The following is a 21,259-nucleotide window of genomic DNA, read 5'->3' as shown; positions in this document are numbered from 1 at the left end:
CCCGACGAACATACGACCTGCCACCGACAATAAATCGCCGCTGTCCGGTCCGGCTAAAACCGGACAGCGGCGTTCCCGCTCAGTTCGTATCGAGCGCGACAGCGATATCCCCGACAGGCAAAGGGAAATCGCCGATCTTCGTCGCCGCGCCGGTCAGTAGATCGACCGAATGGAACGTCGACGGCCCGGCGGCAGGATTGAGTACGGCGAACGCGCTCACCGAAGTCGTCTTGCCGTTGGTCAGGTCGCTGTAGATGTCGAAACCCGCGATCGGCCCGGTGTCGACGCCGAGCGCGCCGGTCGGGCTGAGGAACCCGGCGTTGGCGGGCGCCTGAACGAGCACCTGGTCGGTCACCGTGCCGATGTCGAACAGCGTGGTCGCGGTGTCGGGGTTGAGGTCGTTGTTCGTGTAGGCGGCGGCCGTGACGCCTCTGGTCGGCCCGCCCGCCGGCGGAGTGGTGAGAACGGTGTCCTCGACCGTGACGTGGTCGGCGAGGTTGTGCCGCAGGTTCTGGCCGTAGTCGCTGATCACCCGCAGCCGGTCGGCGGCCGGGTTGAAGTCGACGCCGAAGTTCGTGCCGTACAACGGAACGCTCAGTTGCGAGACCTTCGTGACGACGACGTCGGGGGCCGCGGGCGGGAATTTGATCGTGTAGATACAGCCTTTCTCGCCAACGCCGTACAGCAAACCGTTCTGTACCCGGAAATCGATCCCGATCAGCCGGGTCTCCCCGCAGGTGAGCCCCTGTACGAGCCGCACCCAGTCGAGGACCTGGGGCTGGGCGGTCCAGTAGGTGGCCATCAGCTTGCCGTCCGACGAGATCGCGAACGCCCGCAGCCCGGCAGGCTGCGCCGAGACGGCGGTCGCGGTCCCGACGACCAGCGTCGCTGTGACGGCCACCGTGGTCATGACCTTCTTGAGTCGTGCCCTCATCCGTACTCCCCTCAGCGGAAACTGTGCGAGCACAAGCTATTCGGCGGCACTGGACGGGCATTGGACGTCGATTGGATCCGGCGTCCGGCGGCTTGCGGGCGCGAAGGACCGGCGGAACAGTGGAACGATGAGAGTCAAGAATGTCCTTGCCTGCTCGATGATCCTTTGCTCCGGTTTCACGATCACCGCGCCCGCTGAAGCAACTCCGGAATGCGCTACCGGTGTCAAGGTCATCAAGCCGGTGGTGCTCGAAGACCCGGGCAGATGGACCTACACGTTCGACCTTTCGTGGTGCGCGGACGGCGGGACGATCCGCTGGGCCGAGCCGTCGGTGACGGCGCGGGTGCACAGTCCGGCCTGTCGCTGGGCCGGCCGGATCGAGGAGTCGCTGACGAAAACACCGGACAGCGAGGCGTGGAGCGCGTTCGACATGAGCGAGTTCTCCTGCCAGGACGGCGCGGGTAAGGAACACGGCGTCAACCCGTGGGTCGTCGTCAACTTCCACCCGACGGGCGCGTACGACACCAGCAGCGACATTGCGGCTTAAGCCCGCAGGATCGCTTCGATCGCGGCCGCCGCCTGTTTCCGCAACGCGCCATACCCCGCCCGCTCGGCGAGAGCGAGCGCCCGGCGGGCCTGCCCGAGGTCGCCGGTCGCGGTGGCGAGCCCGATGAGCGCGTCGATCTCGGGGTACCGATCGCCGCTCTCCCGCAGCAGGGCCAGCGCCTGCCGATACCGGCGGACGGCGTCCTGCCGATGCCCCACGCGCTGATGCACGCCCGCGAGCGCGACGAGCGCCTCGCCCTCACCGCGCGGTTCACCGGTCTCCCGTGCGAGCCGCAGCCCTTCGCGCGCGTGATCGAGCGCGTCGGTGAGACGGCCGAGATCGCAGTACACCGAGGCGAGCCTGCCGAGGGTTTCCGCTTCCCCGGCACGGTTCCCAGCCTCACGATGCAGCGCGAGGGCCTTGGCGAGCAGGCCGGCCGCTTCGCTGACCCGGCCGCGGGCGTGCTGCACCTGCCCGAGGTTGGACAGGTTGATCGCCTCCCCGTAACGCGAGCCGATCCCGCGATACCGGCGCAGCGCACGGACGTAGTGCCCGGCCGCCCCGGCAAGATCCCCCATCTCCCAGTGGACGAGCCCCAGATTGCCCAGCGCGACGGCTTCCCCGGCGGGGCTTCCGGCGCGTCTGCTCAGCTCCAGACCCCGGGAGAACCGCACCGCCGCGGCAGGAAGCCGTCCCGACTGCCAGTACACGCAACCGAGGTTGCCCAGCACCGCGGCCTGCGCCTCCACCCACCCGGCCCGCCGGGCGAGCATGAGCGCCCCGGTGTGGTGCCGGACGGCCTCCCGGTACCGACCTTGGCGGAAACCCAGGTCCGCCAGGCTGAATCGGGCGGACACGCGGGCTCGGAGATCACCGTCCTCCTCAGCGGCGGCCAGCGCGGCCCCGGCGGCCGCCCGCCACTCCACCTGGCGTGATGACAGCCAGAAGTAGCCACGCAGCGAGTCGGCCAGCAGCCAGGCCACCGGACCCGGCGCATCCTCGACGACGGCGACGAGGTTGCCCAGTTCGGTCTCCAGCCACTCCGCCGCGTTCTCCTTGGCCGCGGCGGGAACCGGCCCGTCCGGTACCGAAAGCGGCATACGGAACATGTGCGGGTAAACGATTTTCGCCGCTTGGTCGGCTCCGCGCAGATACCACTCGTGCAGGCGGCGCCGGGCGGATCCGGTCTCCGCCGGGGATTCCCGCAGGCGGTCGGCGGCGTAGCGGCGAAGCAGGTCATGGAAGTGGTAGCGGCCGGGCGCGTGCTGTTCGACGAGATGCGCGCTCGCGAGCGTGTCCAGCATCGGCCCCGCCCGCTCCTCGCCGGTCAGGATCTCGACCGCTTCGACGCCGATGTCGTTGCCCGGCACCAGGCTCAGCAGCCGGAACAGCCGTCGCGTTTCGGCGGGAAGGGCCGCGTAGGACAGGTCGAAGGCGGTCCGGACGGCGATCTGCTCGTCGCCCGGCACGGTCAGCGCGCCGAGCAGATTGCCCTTGCGCAGCGCGATGACGTAGTCCTCGATGCCACCTTCGGCGAGGTTGGCCGCGGCGATCCTCAGCGCCAGTGGCAGATACGCGCACAGACCGGCCACTTCGGCGGCCGCTTCGCGCTCGGCCCGGACCCATTCGGGGCCGAGCACCCGCGCGAGCAGGTCCAGCGCCTCGCCGGGTTCGAGCATGCCCAGCGTGAGCCGCCGGGCGCCGTGGAGGGCGACCAGCCCGGCCATCCGGTCCCTCGCGGTGACCAGCACCAGGCATCCCGGCCCGGCGGGCAGCAGCGGCCGGACCTGATCGACGTCGACGGCGTTGTCCAGCACCACCAACGCTTTCCGGTCGGTCATCAGCGTCCGGTACAGCGCGGACGCGGTCTCCGTGTCCGCGGGCAGGCGTTCGGCGGGGACGTCCAGCGCGGCCAGGAACCGGGTGAGTACTTCGAGCGCCGTAGCGGGCGCGCCGGCGGAATGGCCGCGCAGGTTCGCGTAGAACTGCCCGTCGGGGAACCGGTCCTTCACGCGGTGGCCCCAGTGCACGGCCAACGCGGTCTTCCCGGCGCCCGCCGGTCCGGTGACGGCCACGAGCGCCACCGCGCCGCCGCTGCTTCCGGTGCGGGGCACCAGTTGATCCAAAATGGACAGTTCGGCCGCCCGGCCGGTGAACCCGGACGGTTCGGCGGGCAACTGCCGGGGGACCCGTGCGGTGGAACGCGGCGCCGGGAGCGGTTCCCCGTCTTCGAGCAGCGCGGCGTGCGCCGCGGCGAGTTCCGGACCGGGTTCGACGCCCAGCTCCTCGACGAGCCGCTGCCGAACCTCCTGGTAGAGCCGGAAAGCCGTCGCCCGCTGACCAGCGCCGTGATAGGCGCGGATCAACCGGGCCTGCGCGGGCTCGTCGAGCGGCTGATCCGCCGCGGCTTCGGCCAATTCGGCCAGTACCTCGTCGGCGGCGCCGATCGCCAGCATCGCGTCGCCGTAGCGGGCGAGCAGCGCACGACGTTCCGCCTGCAACGCCAAGACTTTCGGATGTGTCGCGAGCGAAGGGATATCCGCCAGCGGCCGGCCACGCCACCAGCGCAGGGCCTCGCCGAACAGCGCCGCGGCACGGCCGGTCTCGCCGTCGCGCAGGGCGTCGTTCGCCTCGGTGACGAGCCCGCGGACGTGGGGCAGGTCGATCTCGACGGCGTCCCAGCGCACCGCGTAGCCGCCGCCGGCGTGTGGCAGGATCTCGCTCCCGGACCGCGCCGGACGGTCGGGTTCCAGCAGCCGCCGCAGATGTTTGACGTGCGTCTGGAGGACGTTCACCGCGCTGCGCGGCGGCCGCCCGCCCCACAGCGCGTCGACCAGTTCCTGCTTGGACATCGCCTCGCCGCCGGCGAGCACGAGCAGACCCAGGACGGCACGGCGACCCGGTGGGCCCAGCTCGATTTCCGTCCCGGCCAGCCAGACGCGCAGCGAGCCCAGTACCTGGATCCGCACAGCCACCGGCAGGAACGTAGCGAGCGGTTCCGCGCCGCACAAGGACGAACGGCGGAAAGAACCCCGCTGCGCCAGCCTTTGGGGCCGCTCAGGCTAATGTGCGGCCGGCGCGAGGTCGTGACCGTTCCAGGTGAACCGGGCCGTGGTGACCGCGTCGTCGCCGTCGCCGCCGGTGATGAGCTGGTGGATCCCGACGCCGCCGAGTTCGGCGTAGGTGCACCATTCGTGGTCCGACGTCAGCATCAGGTCGAGGTCGAGTTCGGACAGCAGGCCGAACACCTGCCCCCGGTTGGTCGTGTCGACGCCGACGAACACCTCGTCGAGCAGGATCACCCTCGGCGCCTCGGGCGCGGCCTGGTAGTGCGCGGCGACGGCGGCGAACAGCGGCAGATGCAGCGCGATCGCCTTCTCCCCACCGGAAAGCGCGCCGTGCAGTTTCTTGGTCAGCAGCTGCCAGCCCGCCCCGTTCGCGCGGTCCACCTTGACCACGAACCGGTGCCAGGACGTGTAGTCGAAGACCTGCGCGAGCTGCTGTTCCCAGCTGGTCGCCGTGTCGTCCGCCTTCGCCTGCTCGACGCGTTCCCGGAAGAACTTGTGCAGGGACCCGCGATCCTCGGCGGTCAGCTGGTCCGGATCCTTCAGCAGCAGATCCCGCGCGGTCTTGGTGCCCGGCGGCAGATCAGGGGAGACCTGCCAGACCAGCCGGACGGCCACCCTCGACGCGGTCCGCACGCGTTCCAGCCGCGCGTTCATCCCGTCGACGAGATCGTTGGCCTGCCGGATACGGGCCGCGAGATGGCGGCGGGTGTCGCCGGTCAGCGTCTTGTCGAACAGGTCGCTTTCCCGGTCGGTGATCTCGTGCCTGCTCTGTTCCGCCTCCGCGTAAAGGATCTTCAGCAGCTCGGCCGCGCCGACCCGCAGCCCGTCGACGACGGCGGTGAAGATCTGGACGTCCTCGTCGGTCTCCAGGTCGAGTTCCGCCCGCGAACTGAGCGTGTTCCGGCAGGTGTGCACGGCTTCGGAGAGCCGGTGCAGCGCCTCGCCGAGGTTGCTCGGCGCGTGCGGCACCGACGGCCAAGCCGCGGCGACCAGCCGGGCTGTTTCGAGCGCCGACCGCACCCCTTCGGAGGCGGACAGGGTGGCCTGGAACTTCGGCAGGTCCTCGATCCCGCCGTCGGCGGGGAAGACGCCGGTCGCGAGCTTCCGGAACCGGAGCGCGGCCGCGTCCTGCTTCTTGGCGGCGTCCTCGCGGGCCCGCGCGTCGGTCGTGCGGCGGACGCCGAGCGCGCCCAGCGACACCGCGAGCTCCTTGGCGTCGGCGTTCGCGGCGCGGAGTTCGGCCGAGAGCTCCCGCAGTTTCGTGCGCAGCCCGTCGATTTCGGCGAGCACCTCGCGCTGGCCGCTGCCCGCGGTCCCTTCGATCGCTTCGAGCATCGCCGTGAGCTTGACGCGTTCGGCCTCCGCTTCGGCAGCCTCGTCCTCACGCCGGGCCGCGTTCGCCTCCGACCGGTTCGCCTGCTCGGCGCACAGCTCGGCCCGCTGGTTCGCGGTGAGCAGGTTCCCGTGCTCGTACAACCAGTTCTCGCCCTGGTCGGAGTAGGTCCGCAGGGCCGTGGCGAGCGCGGCCAGCGGCGCGCGTTCGGTCGGCAGTCCGCTCTCGGAAGCCTGGGCGGTCAGCTCGTGCAGCGCGGTCTTGGCCTCGATCTCCAGCGCGGAGACGGCGGACTCCAGATGCCGGACGGCGGCGTCGGCGGCGGTCAGCTCGGCCTCGGCCGCGGTCAGTTCTCCCGTCGCGGCAAGGAGATCTTCGTGGCTGGGGCGGGCGGCGCGTTCGATCTTGATCAGCTCGCGCCTGCCGCGCAGCGCGGCCATCTCACCCTCCAGCTCGGCGATGGTCTTCTCGCCAAGGGAGATCTTGTCCCGCAGTTCGGCGATCCGGCGCTCCCGCGCGCGGAGGCGGGCAGAGGCGCCGATGTACGCCGGAGCGTCCTTCGTCCAGCTGCCCGACAGGCCACCCATCCGCCATGCGCCGTCGGCGCCGATGGCGGCGGGTCCGGCGGGGAGCGTGTCGTCGAAGGCGATCACTTCCAGGATCCGGCGGATCTTCGCCGGGGAAAGCTCCGCGTCGAGTTCCGGGACGAGGACGTCGGCGAGCGAGCGGCCGGTGGCCACCGGCAGCGTCCCGGTTTCGGCGAGCACGTCGTGTCCGTCGACGACGCCGTGGGAGTTCACCCAGGCGTCCAGCAGACCGGCGCCTTCGAGCGCGGCCTCGATCCCCGCCTGGGCGCTTTCCGGGACGGAGCCCGCGAAATCGACCAGCCGCCACAGCGGCGCGCCGCTCATTTCGGCCCGGTCCGTCGTGCGAGTACGCGGCGGCTCGGGCGCGAGGACGTCCTCCGTTTCGAGCACGCCGGCCTCGACGAGCAATTCGTCGTGCTCGGCGCGTGCGGCGGCCAGCGCGACACCGGTCGCCGCCTCCCGCCGGATGATGTCTTCAAGCACGGTCTCGGCGACGGCGCCAAGCCTGCCCAGCAGGGAGACCTCCGCCTCGGCGTCCCGGACGACCGCCTCCACGTCGGGGAATCGCAGCTCGCGGCAGCCGATCGCCCATTCGGCCAGCCGGGTGCGCAGATCGCTCAGCGCGAGCTCCCGCGTCGCCGTCGTGAGGTCCACTCGTTCCTGCGCGGCCGAGAAATCCGACCGCGCCCGGTCGAGATCCGCCTCGGCCTGATGACGCCGACCGACCGCGCGTTCATGCTTGTCCAGCGCCCGGCCGAGCGTCTCGACCTGTTCGCGCTTGCCGCGCACGGCGGCCTGCAGCAACGGACGGAGCCGGGACGGCTCACCCAGTCCGGCGACGAGTTCGTCGTGCACCCCGGCAAGGTTCGCGCGGGTCGCGGCGGCACGGACCTCGGTCTCCAGCGAGCGCACGAGGTCGGCTTGCCGTTTCGCGGCCTGCTTCGCCGTCCGCGAGCGCTCCTCGTCGGCGTCCGCCTCGGCGCGGAGCCGATCCGCGTCCGCACGCAGCGCCTCGGCCTTTTCGCGCGTGGACAGGGCCCGTTGCCGCAGCTTGTCGAGCTCCTGGCCCTTGCGGTACGACTCGGATTCGGTCAGCCCGGACAGGCGGGCTTCGGTCTCCTCGACGTCCTTTTCGAGCTTCGCCGCCAGTTCCTCGGCGGCTTCTTTCTTCGCGGCGACCTCGTCGTACTCCTCGGCGGAACGGCGGGCGGCCGCGGCGAGTTCGTCGAGTTCGGTGGTCGCGGTGATGAGGTTCGCGGCGCCCGCGCGCAGCACACGCTGGGCGTAGGTCTTCTGCCGTGCGGCGAGCGCGCGGGTCGCGTCGACCTCGGTCTCCAGCGAGCCCAGCCGTTCGCGTTGCGCGTCGAGCCGCTCGAATCCCTCGGCGAGGTCCGCGATCTCCTGCTGCCCCAACGGCGGAAGCGCGCGCGAGAGCAGATTGGACAGCAGGCTCGGGTCGAGCCGCTGCGAGAGTTTGGGCATCCGCAGCTGGAGCAGCGCGGTGATCAGCGCGTCGTAGCGCTGTTCGCTCAAGGTGGGGAACAGTTTCGCGCGGATCGCCGCGCGGTACTCGGCCGCGCCGTCGTGCACGGTCCCGTGTTCGCCGAGGGCTTCCTCCAGCGCGTTCTTGGTCAGCGGCTGGCCCGCTTCGTTGACCAGCGGTAAGCCGTCGCCCACCCGCAGATCGGTGGTGAAGAAGTCGGCGTGCACCGTGCTGGTGTGCGTGCTGGCCTGAAGCCGCGCGCCGCAGGTGAACCACTTCTCGCCGGCCATGCCGAATTCGAGCCACACGTACCCGACGCGCGTGGCGCCGGAAGCGCCTTCGCCCATCAGGTTCCAGTGCATGCTGCGTTCGCTGGTGCCGAAGGTCGACAACCGGTTGGCGCGCAGGCTCGCGTCGAACAGGAACGGCAGCAGCAGCTCCAGCGCCTTCGACTTCCCGCTCCCGTTGGGGCCGCGCAGCAGCAGGCGCCCGTCGTGGAACTCGAAGATCTCGTCGTAGTAGCGCCAGATGTTGAGAATGCCCGCACGGGAGGGGATCCACCTCGTCACGGTCACGGCGCCTCCTCGGTGCGGTCGGTGTACCTCGCGGCGGCCGGGAGCGGCCGGACGAGTTCGGCTTCGGTGCGGACCAGGCCGAAACCGGTCAGCACGGCGAGCGCGTCGACGGTCAGCCGCCGCACCCCGTCCCTGCCCCGGTACGTCTTGGCCCAGCGCGGGAAGCGTTTCAGCAGTTTGGCGGTGGCCTTCTGCAGGTAATCGATGGTCCGCGGCTCGTCCAGCGCGTCGAGCAGCAGGAGCGCGGCGACCTTGGCGTTGCTTCCGTCGTCCGGGAACCGCTCGTCGGTGGCCAGCCCGTCGACGTCGACGAGCAGCACGCCCTCCGCGCGTTCTTCGAGGACGAAACCGCCCTGCTCCGCGGCTCGCCGCAGCAGCTGGCGCCCGGTCGGCGTGCCGAGGTACGCGCGCTCTTCCGCGGTCAGTTCGGCGAAGTACAGCACCGGGTCGTCGACGAGACGGCGGAAGACCGTGTGCCGCAGCCACAGGTTCCGCTGGACGTCCGACGCGCTCGGCGTGTCCTCGTGGCGGCCGGACGAGAGGCCGTAGCGCTGCTCGTGCGACACCGCCTCCAGCAGTTCCTCGAACCGAAGCGCGACGTCGTCGGCGGGCACCTGCAGCTGCGACGGTCCGACCGGTGCGGCGAGCAGCCGCAGCAACAGGGTCGCGTCCACCCGGAACAGCACCTTCGCCGCGGGATCGTCCACAAAGGACTCAGGATCGCCGTCGGCGGTTTCGAGCACGCCGTAGGACTCCAGCAGCTTGAGGACGTCCACGAACGCCAGACGCTCCGCCCTGGTGGCGACGTCGAAGGTGGTGACGAGGTCGTCGGCGGCGCTCGCCTGCGCGACGCGGCCGGCGAGCAGGCCGATGGTGGTCACCGGCACGGTCAGCAGTTCGGCGGCCACCACGCACAGCAGGACGTAGCGGCGGCGGTCGAACGCGGCACGCCCGGAGCGCAGCCGCCGCGCCGGGCGCGTGGGATCGGTGGCCGCGCGGACCTTGACCAGCCGGGCGTAGCCGAGCCGCGGTTCGACCGTGAGCGTCCAGCCGCAGTAGTAGTCGAACCACTGCCGGATGGGCTCGCGGCGGCGGCGGATGAGGTCGAAGGTCTCGGGGGAACCGCGTTCGCCGATCAGCGGGGTGGCCAGCAGGGCCCGGATCCCGCGCGCGACCTCTTCGCGTTCCGCGATGACCAGTTGGTTGGTGAGGCTCACGCACCGCCTCCGGCCGTACTGATCTCGATTTCGAAGTCGGGGCCCCGGAAGACACCGCTCGTGGTGGTCAGGCGGGCGACCGCGCCGTTCTGCGGCGGCCGCAGGACGATCTCGATCTGGCCGTCCGACGTCGTGCTCCGCCGGGTGCCGTCCGCGCCGACGGCACTGCCCAGCGCCTGCCCCAGCAGGTCGAGCAGCCGCTCGAAAACGCTGTGGTCGAGCTTCTCGAACGCCGAAAGCCGCACGACGCCGCCGGTGTCGAGCATGTTCCACGCCGCTTCGAGTTCCGCGCGTTCCTGCAGTGCCTTTTCGGCTCTCGCGGCTCTGATCGCGCTGACGTCGCGGATCCGGCCTGTCCTGGTGAAGCGCTCGGTACGGCCCGCGGAGCGAAGCAGTTCGGACACCTCGACCGGCGGCGCGTCGAGCCACGACGCCGTCGTGCTGACCACTTCCGGGTCCGCGTGGGCGAGGTGCGCGTGCCGCGCGGAGCTCAGCCCGAACATCGTGGACCACAGGCGATGCAGGTCTTCCTGCGCCGGGACGACGGTGAACCATCGCGCCAGCTCGCGGAAATCGGCGACCGCGCTGCTCGCGCGCCGCCGCGATTCGGTGATCCGGTCCAGTACCTGAAGAAGCGTGATGATCGCGCGCCGCGCGAGGTTGTGGAGGTCCTCGACCCGCGGCGTCGCCCCGTCTTCGGGCAGGAACCACGCGCGGAGGCCGTCCCAGCGCGCCTTGTGGACGTCGAGCCAGCGCGGGTCGGGGTTCGGCAGTGACGCCCCGTTGAGCGCCCGCCGATGCACGCGCTCAACGCCGTGATCGTCGATCTCCTTGATGCGGGTGGCGATCGTGTGCGTGTGATGTTCCAGGTCGTTCAGGAACTCCTGCAGATACGTGACCGTGGCCGCCTTGACCTCGTGGAACGTCGCGCGGTCGGCTTCGGCGTGAAGGAGGCGCTGGAGGTCGCCGTTGAAGCGCTTGGTGTTGTCGCGGAACGCTTCGAGGTGGCTCTCGACTTCGGTGAGCGTGCTGAACACGCGCCGGTCCGTGCCGTCTTCGAGCTGCTTCACGAGCTCGCCGAGCCGCTCACCCAGCGCCTCGAGCGTCGCCGTCTGGAGCGCCCCGGACGCGTTGAGCACCTCGTTCGCGCGGACAACCCCCGCGTACGCCGCTTCGCCCTGCCGGCTCAGCGAGTACTGGAGATTGCGGCGCTCGTACTCGGACGCCGTCCGGTAGTCGCCCGCGTGACTCTGGACGACGTCGACGTGGCCTTGTTCGCGCAGCTGGTCCAGCGCTTTGACGAGGTCTTCGTCTGCCAGCGTCTCCAGCCAGCCGACACCACGCAGTCTCGTGCGGACGTCGTCGATCCCGAGCGCCGTCTCCAGCCGCTCGTTCGCCTCGCCGAAGGCGTGCAGGATCGCCAGGGGGAGCCCGGATCTGCTGCCGTCGGTGAAACGGAACATCTCGGGCGGAACACGGATCGGATCCATGCGTCCTCCGGCGGCTGGTGCGTGGAGCTACACGTTAGGGGGTCACCCAGACGAGTCCGAACGGACCGTCTTTTTCACGCAGCGTGCTCACGTTCTGAACATCTCCAGGCGCACAGTCGTCCCCTCGACGGTGACCTTGCGGTAGACGTGACGCCCTTCGACGACCCGGTCGTCGTTCATCACCTCGGGCGCGAAGCCCGACGCTTCGAGCAGCTTGGGCACGTCCTCGGCCGGAAGGGTGAGGACGACGACGTAGCGTGAGTCGATGCCCCGGTCGTGCTGCGTCTCCAGCACCTTGCCGCTGGCAGGCATTGAGATCCCGCCGAACCGGAAGGCGTCCTCGGGCGTCGGGCTTGGCGGGGCCGTCGCACAGCTGGCCAGGAGGAGGACGAGGACCGCGAGCAGGGTTTTCACCTACCGTGAGACGCACGGTGGACGTAAGCGTTCCGTCACACTCGGACGGGGATGACAGGGACGGTGCGACACGTTGTACTGGGTGTCAACGACCGAAGGAGATCCACAGTGACGGAAAAGGCTGTTCTCGCGGGCGGCTGCTTCTGGGGTATGCAGGACCTGTTCCGCCGGCACCCCGGGGTCGTCTCCACCAGGGTCGGCTACACCGGCGGCGACGTGCCGAACGCGACCTACCGCAACCACGGCTCGCACGCCGAAGGCATCGAGATCGTCTTCGACCCGGCCCAGCTGTCGTATCGGCAGATCCTGGAGTTCTTCTTCCAGATCCACGACCCGACGACCCGTAACCGCCAGGGCAACGACATCGGCACGAGCTACCGGTCCGCGATCTTCTACACCGACGACAAGCAGAAGCAGGTCGCCGAGCAGACGATCGCGGACGTCGACGCCTCCGGCAAGTGGCCGGGCAAGGTGGTCACCGAAGTGACCCAGGCCGGCGACTTCTGGGAGGCCGAACCCGAGCATCAGGACTACCTGGAGCGCATCCCGAACGGCTACACCTGCCACTACGTGCGGCCGGAATGGCAGCTCGGCGAGCGCTGATCGTCGCGCTGCACGTCTCTTCGGTGCATGCGTACGAGGGCCGTCCCTCCTCGGGGCCGCGCCCTGATCCGTCCCCGGTCTCGCGCGACCACGTCGAGGTGCGCGCGGGACTGGGGCTGGTCGGGGACCGGTACTTCAACCACCCCGCGCATCGCTCGGCCGCGGTCACGCTCTTCTCTGCGTCCGTGCCTGGTGATCCGCTGCTGGCCCGGCGGAACATCGTGCTCTCGGGCTTCGACGTGGACGCTCTGCCGCGGGGTTCGGTGGTGACTCTGGACTCGGGCGATGGTCCCGTTCGCTTCGAGGTGCACCGGCCCGCGAACCCGTGCGCTTGGATGGACGTCGTCTACCCTCCGGGCACTTTCCGTGCTTTGCGGGGCCGTGGCGGGAAGCGGTGCGTGCCGCTGGACGACGGCGTGCTTCGGTTAGGCCCTGTAGAGATCTCTTAGTCCCGCTTTGATCTGTTCCGGCGTCATGCTTTGCCGCTGGTAGACGTACTGCGCCGCCGCCAGTGGTGCGAGCAGCGCGTCGGCCCGGAAGTGTGCGTCCGCTTCCGGCTCGATCTCGGTCAGTAGCGCGACCAGGTGACCGTGGTGCAGCCGGTACGCGCCGGTCACGAACCGGGCCATCGGCGTCTCGGTCTCCGCGACCATCAGCAGTTCACCGTGGGTCTCGAGCCTGTCGACGTACTTTTCGAGAAACGCCCTGAGCCTCTGGGCCGCCGGCGCTCCGGGCCCCAGTGGCGGTGGCCCGCTGATGAACGCCTCCTGGAACTCGCGCTCGTTCTCGTCGAGCAGCGCCTGCGCCAACGCGCCCTTGTCCGGGAAGCGCCGATACACGGTCCCGATCCCGACGCCCGCCTCCGCCGCGACCTCGTCCAACGCGAGCCCGTCGATCCCTTTGGCCGCAACGAGCTTGGCAGCCGCGCGGACGATCTTCTGCCGGTTGCGAGCCGCGTCCGCCCGCTCTACCGGCCCGGATCCTGCGATGGGAAGCACCTGATGAGCCTAACCGGTGGACAAGTGGAACTTTCTCCACTTAACTAAGTGGAGAAACTTCCACTTAAGGAGACCCGGATGTCCGTCGAACAGTTCACGAGCGATGACGCTTCGACCTGGTTCCAGCGGCTCGACCAGCAGATCTTCCTGGCCGACGTCCTCGCGCAAGACAGCGGCGCGGCGATGTCCGTCGGCTTCGCCCGCTACGGAAAGGGGGAGAAGAACCCGTGGAAGATGACCTACGACGAGGCTCTCGTCATCACTTCCGGGGTTTTCACCGTCGAGGGCCCTTCGGGTTCGGTGACGGCTCGGGCTGGTGAGGTTATCTACCTGCGTTCCGGCACCGAGGTGGTCTACGTGGCGGAGGAGGACACGGAACTGGTCTATGTCACCTATCCGCATTGGCTGGCCGCCACGGAGTCTTCAGTCGAGGCGCATCGTCTCGACGACTTCCATCAGGCCTGAAGTTTCGGAAATCGTGGTATCGGTCGCTGTCTATTGCGGATTCATATGATTTCTACACCCGCCAGGCGTACCTGGAATCCCTGATCCGAGCTCGTGACCTATTGCTATCCTGCTGCGTACGTTGATCGCCGAAGGGGGTTCGGAATGGGGAAGAAAACGAAAGCAAGCGGCCCTCCTCCGTGGACCCATCGCGACGAGGTGCTGCGCTACACCTGCTATCTCGCGGCCATGCTGGCGGGCGGCCACGATCTCAGTCAGACCCCCGAAGTGCTCGCTCCCTTTCCGGCGGTCAACGCGGATGACGAACGGCTGTGGGCGGTAGGTCAATTCGTTCTATCCGAGTTTCGAGCGCTGGGGGACGGGAGTTGGCAAGTCAATACGCCCATGGTCTTCGGCACTGGAGCGGTGGGGCTGGGTTTGGTCGCCGGCTCGCTGATCGGCGGAGCGGTCGCCAAGTCTCGGGCACGCACGGCCGCACAGGCGGCCGCGGTGCCCCGGTGGGTGCCGATGACCCGGGGTTCCCTCTATGTCAGCAGTTACGGCTTCTACATGTACACGCCACAGGTGCTCAGGTGGCACTGGAGCGCTATCACCTCGGCGAGCATCGTGGCCCCGGCGACTTTGCATTTCACGGGAGAGAGCACCAAAGGCCCCATTTCGCGGCTTCTGCAGTCGGACTATGCGGAGCTGGTGTTCATCAGCTGGGCGCTCGATCAGCATCGGCAGCATCCGCAACTGGTGACGGGTGGCTGGCTGCCGCAAGGCTGGCTCCACCACGCCGATTTCCACGGCAGGCAACCTGACGCGGTTCCAGGGCTCCTGCCCGCTTTGCCGTCGGCGGAAACTTCGGTGACTGCCGACTGAATCGAACCCTTGAACCTCTCAAACAGGACAAGTAGCCTCAAACCGCGGGGAGGGGTAAATGACGGGGTTCGAAGCTGATCCAAAAGCCCTGCGTGACGCGGCTGATCAGGCAAAGCGTGCCGCAGGAATCGTTCGGGAGCTGGATCTGGAACGGGTGGCGGCGCTTTCCGGTGCGTTGACCGGAACCGAGTCGGCGAAGACCGCCGCCGAGCTCGGTCCACATTGGGAGAACTCGATCGGTGTCTGGGCGAAAGGAGTGGATTCCTACGCGGCATCGCTGACCACCGCCGCGACCGCGTACCGAATTCGAGACGACGCCGGTGAACAGGAATTCGACGGGGCAGGTGGTCGATGATGGTCACCTGGGCCGAGGTCAGCCAGTGGAAGGCTGACGGGATAGGGCAGATCGGTGACCACTTGGCCGCACAGAACCGCCAGGTGCTCGGTTTGCAGGACGAGATCGACGGCGCCAAACCCGCCGGGTGGGCCGGTGAAGCGGCGGACGCGGCGGCCGAGAACCTTCGCGCCCGATGCCAGGAACTCGAGAATCTGGCGGCGCGCTTGTCCGCGGCCGTGAAGATCATCGACGACACCGAGCAGGCGGTGCGCGATTTGGTGCGCAGTGTCGAGACGACCGAGGATTTCGCCGCGAAGAACGGTTTCCGGATCGACAACGGCAAGGTCGTCGAGACGGAAAACGCCGGTGGGTTTCTCTCCAGCATGCTGGTGCAGGTCGAGGTGGAAGCCATTCTGGCCCGCGCCGGCCAGATCGACGCCGAACTGAATTCCGTGCTTCAGCGCATCATGGCCGGCGAGATCGGTGACGCCGGCGCGACGACGTTGGCCGCTGCCGCCGCGGCGGGCGAAGATCGTATCGCCGATGAACAGCGGCACCGCGATCTCCTGGCGAAATACCAGGTCAAAACAGATGGCACGACAGTGTGGCCGAGCGGCTTGACCGGCTGGCTCGCGGAACGGGCGGGTTTCTCGAAGGAGAAGATCACCCAGTCCGAGGCCAAGTTGCTCGACGATCTGCAGATGCGCCAGGGCTTGCTCGGACTCAAGGAATTCGCCGACATCCGGCAGGACGCCCTGCACGTCGCCGAAGGAAAGTTCGAGGGCAAAGGCCTGACCGACGGCCACGCGGACGCGTTCCGCCACGCTTACTGGAACGCGATGATGACGCAGCGGTACGGAGAAGAATGGGCCCGCGACTTCGCCACGGCGCACGAGCGGAACCCGAGCAGCCACCACGTCCCGGTGGCCATGGACCTGCACAACAACGAAGTCGGCCGCGCGATCGCCCGGGCCAACCCGGACGCAAGTCCCGAGCAGATGGCGAACCTGATCGAACAAGCCGTCAAGGACGGCAAAATGGTGGTCATCGACAAGAACGACACAATGGTATCGTCCAACGAATCGCCTCCAGGCGAGACCCGCGAAACCAAGAACAAGCCTTGGCCCACGGACAATCCGGGGCGCAACGACGACCACGACCCCGGCGACCCGTCGGCGTATCCGGACCAATACTGACCATGCGCTTGATAGTGACTCTGCTCGCCCTACTCGCCCTCGTGGCGGGCTGCGGCACGAGCACCCCAGGAGTGACAGTGGAATTCGACGAAGGTCTCGAAAAAACGATCGGCGACCTCGCCAGGACAGGCGGCTCACGCCCGCTCAAGGAACTGGCGCCCGGCGATTGGACGTCGGTGCACATCCTTACCGGCCCCGCTTCAGGCGCGCGAATCGAACGCGAACTCGGCCGTCCCGTCACGGTCGAGGGCGATGGCACGCACAGCGGCGACTACGTCCAGGACGGCAACCTGCTGGTGTTCGATCGGGACGGTGCCACCACGCGGATGGTCAGCCTCGGCACGCTCGCCGCTCTTGGGGAGGGGAAGTACCGGGCCGATGTGGTGCTGCGGGCGCAGGGTGGGGCGATCACGATGACGGACCCGGACGGGCGCCCCGCAGGCGGCTGATCAGAGCGCGTCAGGGTTTCGGAAGCCAAACCGCGACTTCGGTCAGTGCATCGAGATCAGTGCTGTCGAGGTGGCCGTTCATAATCTCCGCTTCCGCCACAGTCACCACACGGCCGTCTCGACGGGAGTCGAAGTGGTGTCCGGTGAAGCGGACGTCGGCCAGGTTCAGCGCCGTGGCGGCCAGCGGTTTTATGTCGCCGTTTCCATGAACCCTTTCCACTCGCTCGAAGGCCGTTGCGTCGGCTCGGTCGCGAAAGGAGACCCAGGCGACCGAGATCGTCGCGGTGTTGCCGCGGTCGTCGCCGACCAGTAGCAGAGATCGGGTGAGCGACTCACATGGTGTGCGCAGGAGGAATTCCCGGATCTTGTCAGTGGACGCAGCAAGGCATTTGAAATCGCTCTTCAGGGTTTTCTTGATTGATCGCAAGCCAAGACGATTCCATGCCTCGTCCGCTCTCCCTTTCTTGGCGGACTTCTTGCCTTCATTCTTGCGAGTGTTCAGATCGCGTGAGAAGGCACTGTCGACCGCGGTGCCGCTTCCGGTTGTTCCGCCGCCGATGCTGATCGCTCCGGTCGTGCCCCCCGCGACAACGAGAACGAATGCGGTCGCCGCGACAAGCGTTCCCGCGCCCTTGCCTTTTCCCGGATCCGAACCGCCGCCCGCCCCGCCGATTCGTCGGCCCACTATTCCACCCTCCGCGACCATGGGCACGTTCCCGAAGAGAGGCTACGTAAGAGGAAGCTGTCTGGCTGCCGCCGATCGGGCAATCAGTTCAGTGATGTGCCCCCGGCAGGATTCGAACCTGCGACACCCGCTTTAGGAGAGCGGTGCTCTATCCCCTGAGCTACGAGGGCATGTACTGCCAGGCGCAGCCTACCGGGTGACCGGAGCCGCCCGAGCGTGAGGTCGCAAGTCACACCCGGGCGGACCAAGCGGCAGGCTTGATGAACACCCCGAACGGCGGTTGCGGCAGGGCCACGGCACCAGGCGGCCGGACAGCGACACTGGCCGTCCAGTGACACTCGACCTGCGGATCCACCCCCGAGCAGCGACACTCAAGCCCAGCAAAACAGGGTCTGAATCGACGCCTAGATCGACACAGATGACCCGCGCGGGTCACTCGTACGTGTCTGGTTTCGAAACCCTGAACAACAGTAGGTAATCTTCGTTAACGGGACGCGAGACGCCGCTCCCCCGGCTGCCGGAGGGCTTCGTTGATCAAGCTCATGTTCGCCGACGACGAGGAACTGGTCCGTTCGGGCCTGCGTGCCATGATGTCGGGTGCTGCCGATATCGAGATCGTGGGCGAGGCGAGCGACGGGAGATCAGCGGTCGAGGTCGCCCGGAGGTACCACCCTGACGTCGCGTTGCTCGACATCAAGATGCGCGCGCCCGACGACGGTATTCGCGCGCTGCGGGCCATCCTCGCCCTGCCGGATCCGCCGACCGTGGCCATGTTGACCACGTTCGACATCGACGACTACGTCAGTCTCGCGCTCAGGCTCGGGGCCAACGGCTTCCTCCTGAAGGACATCGACCCGGCGGCGCTGCTCAGGGCGGTGCGCGATCTGGCCCGCGGCGGCGCGGTGCTCGACCCTGGGGTCGCGGCGCGGATGGTGCAGTCGCATCGGGACGAGCAGCGGGCCGCGCAGCCGGCGCGCAAGCTGCTCGCGTCGCTGTCCGAGCGGGAGCGTGAGGTCGTCGGGCTGATCGGGCAGGGATTGTCCAACGCCGAGATCGGCGGGCGCCTGCACCTGTCCGAGGCCACGGTCAAGGGCTACGTCTCGGCCGTCCTGTCCAAGATCGGCGCGGCGAACCGGGTGCAGGCCGCGCTGCTGGCCTACCGCGGTGGCCTGCTCGACCAGTAATGATCCTCACCGCGCTCGAGTTCCTCGGCTTGATCGCGTTCGCCGCTTCGGGGGCTCTCGCGGCGGTGCGGGCCAGGTTGGACGTCTTCGGGGTCGTGGTCGTCGGGTTGACGACCGCGCTCGGCGGCGGGGTCATCCGTGACGTCCTGCTCGGGATAACGCCGCCCACGACCCTGCGGACGTGGCCGTATCTCGCCGTTTGCGGCGGGACGGCGCTGGTTGTGTTCGTCTTCCATCCGCAGATCGCGAAGTTGCGGCGCGCGGTGCTGCTCGCCGACGCGCTCGGGCTCGGGGTGTTCGCGACGGCGGGGACCACGATCGCGTTGAACGCGGGCGCCACTCCCTACGCGGCGTGCTTGATCGGCATGACGACGGGTATCGGCGGCGGCGCTGTGCGTGATCTCCTGCTGCGGGAAATCCCGCTCGTGCTGCGGAAGGAGATCTACGCGGTCGCGGCGCTCGCGGGGGCTGTGCTCGTCGTCATCGGTCACGCTCTGCGACTGCCGCCGGGGCCGGTGACGGTGGTAGCAGCCGCCGCCGTGGTGGGGGTCCGGATGCTCGCTTTGTGGCGGAGATGGAACGCACCCGTTGCAAAAGGGCCCGAGACCGGCTGAAACGTCTTCCGGATCGCCGGATTTCCTTTGTTGGTTCTGTGTGTGTTCTTAGGCGAGTCTCAGCACTCTGCGTAAGACTGTCGCCATGCGCATCCTCGTAGTGGACGACGACAGGGCCGTCCGTGAATCACTCAGGCGATCCCTTGAGTTCAACGGCTACCAGGTGGAGCTGGCCGGGGACGGCGCGCAGGCCCTGGAAGCGATCATCGCCAACAGACCCGACGCGATGGTCCTCGACGTGATGATGCCGCGGCTCGACGGCCTGGAGGTCGCCCGGCGGCTGCGAAGCACCGGTGACGACCTGCCCATTCTCGTCCTCACGGCGCGGGACACAGTTTCGGACCGGGTGTCCGGCCTCGACGCGGGCGCCGACGACTACTTGCCGAAGCCCTTCGCACTCGAAGAGCTTCTCGCGCGCCTTCGCGCGCTTCTGCGCCGGGCGATCCCGGATCCGCAGGCCGGACAGAACGCCGAGGTCCTCTCGTTCGCGGACCTCACCTTGGACCCGGGGACGCGCGAGGTGCGCCGGGCCGGGCGGGAGATCAGTCTCACCAGGACCGAATTCGCCCTGCTGGAGCTGTTCCTCTCCTACCCGAAGCACGTTCTGACCCGCAGCCGGATCCTGGAGGAAGTGTGGGGATACGACTTCCCGACGTCGGGCAACGCGCTGGAGGTCTACGTCGGCTATTTGCGCCGAAAGACCGAGGCTGGGAACGAACCGAGGCTGATCCACACGGTGCGGGGAGTGGGCTACGTCCTGAGGGAAACCCCGCCGTGACCGAACCGGTCCCGGTCGTCGACGTGTCCGAAAAGGATCCGCGCGGCGACCGCTGGGGCACGCGGCGGTTCTCGCTCCGAGGCCGGGTGACGCTGCTCGCGGCCGCTTCGGTGGCCGGCGCGGTGGCGCTGGTGTCGCTCGGCGCGTACCTCGTCGTGCGCGACAACCTCTACCAGCAGGTGGACGACAACCTGCTCGCCCGCGCGCAGGCCGCGGTCGAATCGCCCCAGGTGCAGACCGAACTGCAGCAGGTGCCCGGCGCCTTCCTCGCCAGCGCGGACCTGCAGATCGGCCAGCTGACGGTCGGGGAGAAGGTCCGGCTGACCTATCCGCAGTCCGGGAGCCGCCCGCCGTACGGCGAGGACGAGATCGCGGTCGCCTCCGGGGACAAGGCGTTCTCCCTGCGCACCGACCCGAGGACCGACAGCCGCGTCGTCGCCCTCCCGCAGGGCGACGGCCAGGCGATGGTGCTCGCGCAGTCGCTCGGGCCGACGAAGCGCACCCTGAACGAGCTTTCGGTGGTCCTGTTCCTGATCGGCGGCGCCGGGATCCTGGTCGCGGCGGCCGCGGGAACGGCCGTCGCGAGAGCGGGCCTGCGGCCGGTCGACAGGCTCACGTCGGCGGCGGAACGTGTCGCCACCACCGGTGACCTGCGGCCGATCCCGGTGAGCGGTGACGACGAACTCGCCCGCCTCACCCAGAGTTTCAACACGATGCTGGGCACGGTCGCCGAATCGCAGGAGCGGCAACGGCAACTCGTCGCCGACGCCGGCCACGAGCTCCGCACCCCGCTGACGTCGCTTCGCACGAACCTGGAGCTGCTCCTGTCCGCGAGCAGGCCGGGCGCGCGGACGCTGTCCGACGAGGACCGCAGCGACATCGAGGCCGACATCCGCGGCCAGCTCGACGAGCTGACCCAGCTGATCGGCGACCTCGTCGAGCTGGCGCGCCAGGACGAGCCGCGGATCGAGCACGAGCGGGTCGAGATGGTCGACGTGGTCGAGCGCGCGCTGGACAGGGCGCGCCGCCGCGCGGGCGAGATCGAGTTCGACGTCTCGCTCCAGCCGTGGGTGCTCACCGGCGACACCAGCGCGCTGGAACGCGCGGTGCTGAACCTGCTGGACAACGCGGTGAAGTTCTCGCCGGAGGGATCGACGGTCGGGGTCCGGTTGTACCCGGTCGGCGACGGCACCGCGGTGCTCGAAGTCGAAGATTCCGGGCCGGGCATCGCCGACGAGGATCTGCCGAAGGTGTTCGACCGCTTCTATCGCTCGTCGGAGGCGCGGACGCTGCCCGGTTCCGGTCTCGGCCTCGCCATCGTCCAGCACGCGGCGCAGCGGCACGGCGGCGACGTCTACGCGGGCCGCGCGTCCACTGGCGGCGCGTTGATGACGCTGCGGCTCCCGGGAGCCCCGGCCTGACGGGTGATTACTCTGAC

At 68.8% G+C, this 21,259-nt stretch carries 20 protein-coding genes and 1 tRNA gene; 12 read left to right on the top strand and 9 right to left on the bottom strand.

Features of this window, described 5'->3' with window-relative positions:
- Positions 1-79: 79 nt before the first annotated feature.
- Complete coding sequence (locus H4W30_RS16905) at positions 80-934, bottom strand: DUF4394 domain-containing protein (RefSeq protein WP_192743671.1); 855 nt, start codon at positions 932-934, stop codon at positions 80-82.
- A gap of 127 nt (positions 935-1,061) precedes the next feature.
- On the opposite strand from H4W30_RS16905, the gene H4W30_RS16900 reads away from it, so the two are divergent.
- Entirely contained in the window at positions 1,062-1,481 is a 420-nt protein-coding gene (locus tag H4W30_RS16900; RefSeq protein WP_192743670.1) for a hypothetical protein, read from the top strand.
- Here H4W30_RS16900 and H4W30_RS16895 read toward each other — a convergent pair.
- The 5 genes from H4W30_RS16895 to H4W30_RS16875 form a co-directional block, all read right to left on the bottom strand.
- On the bottom strand, positions 1,478-4,456 hold the full coding sequence (locus tag H4W30_RS16895; RefSeq protein ID WP_192743669.1) for an AfsR/SARP family transcriptional regulator: 2,979 nt from the start codon (positions 4,454-4,456) through the stop codon (positions 1,478-1,480). The two genes, H4W30_RS16900 and H4W30_RS16895, sit on opposite strands and share 4 nt — an antisense overlap.
- 87 nt (positions 4,457-4,543) lie before the next feature.
- A complete protein-coding gene (locus tag H4W30_RS16890) occupies positions 4,544-8,527 on the bottom strand; it encodes a TIGR02680 family protein (protein ID WP_192743668.1) in 3,984 nt (1,327 codons plus the stop codon).
- Positions 8,524-9,744: a TIGR02678 family protein gene (locus tag H4W30_RS16885; RefSeq protein WP_192743667.1), complete on the bottom strand. Its 1,221-nt coding sequence runs from the start codon at positions 9,742-9,744 to the stop codon at positions 8,524-8,526. The genes H4W30_RS16890 and H4W30_RS16885 overlap by 4 nt, the downstream gene beginning before the upstream one ends.
- Positions 9,741-11,234: a TIGR02677 family protein gene (locus H4W30_RS16880; RefSeq protein ID WP_192743666.1), complete on the bottom strand. Its 1,494-nt coding sequence runs from the start codon at positions 11,232-11,234 to the stop codon at positions 9,741-9,743. Before H4W30_RS16880 ends, H4W30_RS16885 begins: the two co-directional genes overlap by 4 nt.
- A gap of 87 nt (positions 11,235-11,321) precedes the next feature.
- Positions 11,322-11,648 carry a hypothetical protein gene (locus H4W30_RS16875; RefSeq protein ID WP_192743665.1) on the bottom strand — a complete coding sequence of 109 codons (327 nt, stop codon included), beginning with the start codon at positions 11,646-11,648 and terminating at the stop codon, positions 11,322-11,324.
- Positions 11,649-11,756: 108 nt separating this feature from the next.
- On the opposite strand from H4W30_RS16875, the gene msrA reads away from it, so the two are divergent.
- Positions 11,757-12,251, top strand: coding sequence for a peptide-methionine (S)-S-oxide reductase MsrA (gene msrA / locus H4W30_RS16870; RefSeq protein ID WP_034305803.1), 495 nt, complete (start codon positions 11,757-11,759; stop codon positions 12,249-12,251).
- Positions 12,230-12,700 (top strand): MOSC domain-containing protein, encoded by a 471-nt coding sequence (locus H4W30_RS16865; RefSeq protein ID WP_192743664.1) that lies wholly within the window; start codon positions 12,230-12,232, stop codon positions 12,698-12,700. The genes msrA and H4W30_RS16865 overlap by 22 nt, the downstream gene beginning before the upstream one ends.
- On the opposite strand, the gene H4W30_RS16860 is transcribed toward H4W30_RS16865, so the two are convergent.
- Entirely contained in the window at positions 12,677-13,249 is a 573-nt protein-coding gene (locus tag H4W30_RS16860; RefSeq protein ID WP_192743663.1) for a TetR/AcrR family transcriptional regulator, read from the bottom strand. The genes H4W30_RS16865 and H4W30_RS16860 overlap by 24 nt on opposite strands.
- Positions 13,250-13,327: 78 nt before the next feature.
- On the opposite strand from H4W30_RS16860, the gene H4W30_RS16855 reads away from it, so the two are divergent.
- The 5 genes from H4W30_RS16855 to H4W30_RS16835 all read left to right on the top strand — a co-directional run bounded on the left by H4W30_RS16855 (position 13,328) and on the right by H4W30_RS16835 (position 16,560).
- Positions 13,328-13,714: a cupin domain-containing protein gene (locus H4W30_RS16855; RefSeq protein WP_192743662.1), complete on the top strand. Its 387-nt coding sequence runs from the start codon at positions 13,328-13,330 to the stop codon at positions 13,712-13,714.
- A 144-nt stretch (positions 13,715-13,858) separates the two neighbouring features.
- Positions 13,859-14,578, top strand: a complete 720-nt coding sequence (locus H4W30_RS16850) for a hypothetical protein (RefSeq protein ID WP_192743661.1) — start codon at positions 13,859-13,861, stop codon at positions 14,576-14,578.
- A gap of 58 nt (positions 14,579-14,636) precedes the next feature.
- Positions 14,637-14,933 carry a hypothetical protein gene (locus tag H4W30_RS16845; protein ID WP_192743660.1) on the top strand — a complete coding sequence of 99 codons (297 nt, stop codon included), beginning with the start codon at positions 14,637-14,639 and terminating at the stop codon, positions 14,931-14,933.
- A complete protein-coding gene (locus tag H4W30_RS16840) occupies positions 14,930-16,111 on the top strand; it encodes a wnt family protein (RefSeq protein ID WP_225949363.1) in 1,182 nt (393 codons plus the stop codon). Before H4W30_RS16845 ends, H4W30_RS16840 begins: the two co-directional genes overlap by 4 nt.
- Positions 16,112-16,188: 77 nt before the next feature.
- A complete protein-coding gene (locus tag H4W30_RS16835) occupies positions 16,189-16,560 on the top strand; it encodes a hypothetical protein (RefSeq protein ID WP_192743659.1) in 372 nt (123 codons plus the stop codon).
- Between the two features lie 10 nt (positions 16,561-16,570).
- Here the strand turns inward: H4W30_RS16835 and H4W30_RS16830 are convergent, their stop codons facing one another.
- The gene (locus tag H4W30_RS16830; protein ID WP_318780614.1) at positions 16,571-17,245 is read right to left on the bottom strand and encodes a hypothetical protein; all 675 of its coding nucleotides are present in this window, start codon (positions 17,243-17,245) and stop codon (positions 16,571-16,573) included.
- A gap of 97 nt (positions 17,246-17,342) precedes the next feature.
- Positions 17,343-17,415 (bottom strand) — tRNA-Arg (locus H4W30_RS16825).
- A 360-nt stretch (positions 17,416-17,775) separates the two neighbouring features.
- On the opposite strand from H4W30_RS16825, the gene H4W30_RS16820 reads away from it, so the two are divergent.
- The 4 genes from H4W30_RS16820 (at position 17,776) to H4W30_RS16805 (ending at position 21,242) form a co-directional block, all read left to right on the top strand.
- Positions 17,776-18,429, top strand: a complete 654-nt coding sequence (locus tag H4W30_RS16820) for a response regulator (RefSeq protein WP_005155565.1) — start codon at positions 17,776-17,778, stop codon at positions 18,427-18,429.
- Positions 18,429-19,043 carry a trimeric intracellular cation channel family protein gene (locus H4W30_RS16815; protein WP_192743658.1) on the top strand — a complete coding sequence of 205 codons (615 nt, stop codon included), beginning with the start codon at positions 18,429-18,431 and terminating at the stop codon, positions 19,041-19,043. Before H4W30_RS16820 ends, H4W30_RS16815 begins: the two co-directional genes overlap by 1 nt.
- An 85-nt stretch (positions 19,044-19,128) precedes the next feature.
- Positions 19,129-19,821, top strand: a complete 693-nt coding sequence (locus H4W30_RS16810; RefSeq protein WP_037340466.1) for a response regulator transcription factor — start codon at positions 19,129-19,131, stop codon at positions 19,819-19,821.
- A complete protein-coding gene (locus tag H4W30_RS16805; RefSeq protein WP_126736830.1) occupies positions 19,818-21,242 on the top strand; it encodes a HAMP domain-containing sensor histidine kinase in 1,425 nt (474 codons plus the stop codon). Before H4W30_RS16810 ends, H4W30_RS16805 begins: the two co-directional genes overlap by 4 nt.
- The last annotated feature ends 17 nt before the right edge of the window (positions 21,243-21,259 follow it).

It is taken from the genome of Amycolatopsis roodepoortensis (assembly GCF_014873915.1).
Classification (GTDB): domain Bacteria; phylum Actinomycetota; class Actinomycetes; order Mycobacteriales; family Pseudonocardiaceae; genus Amycolatopsis; species Amycolatopsis roodepoortensis.
This window is presented reverse-complemented; position numbering and strand designations above follow the sequence as displayed.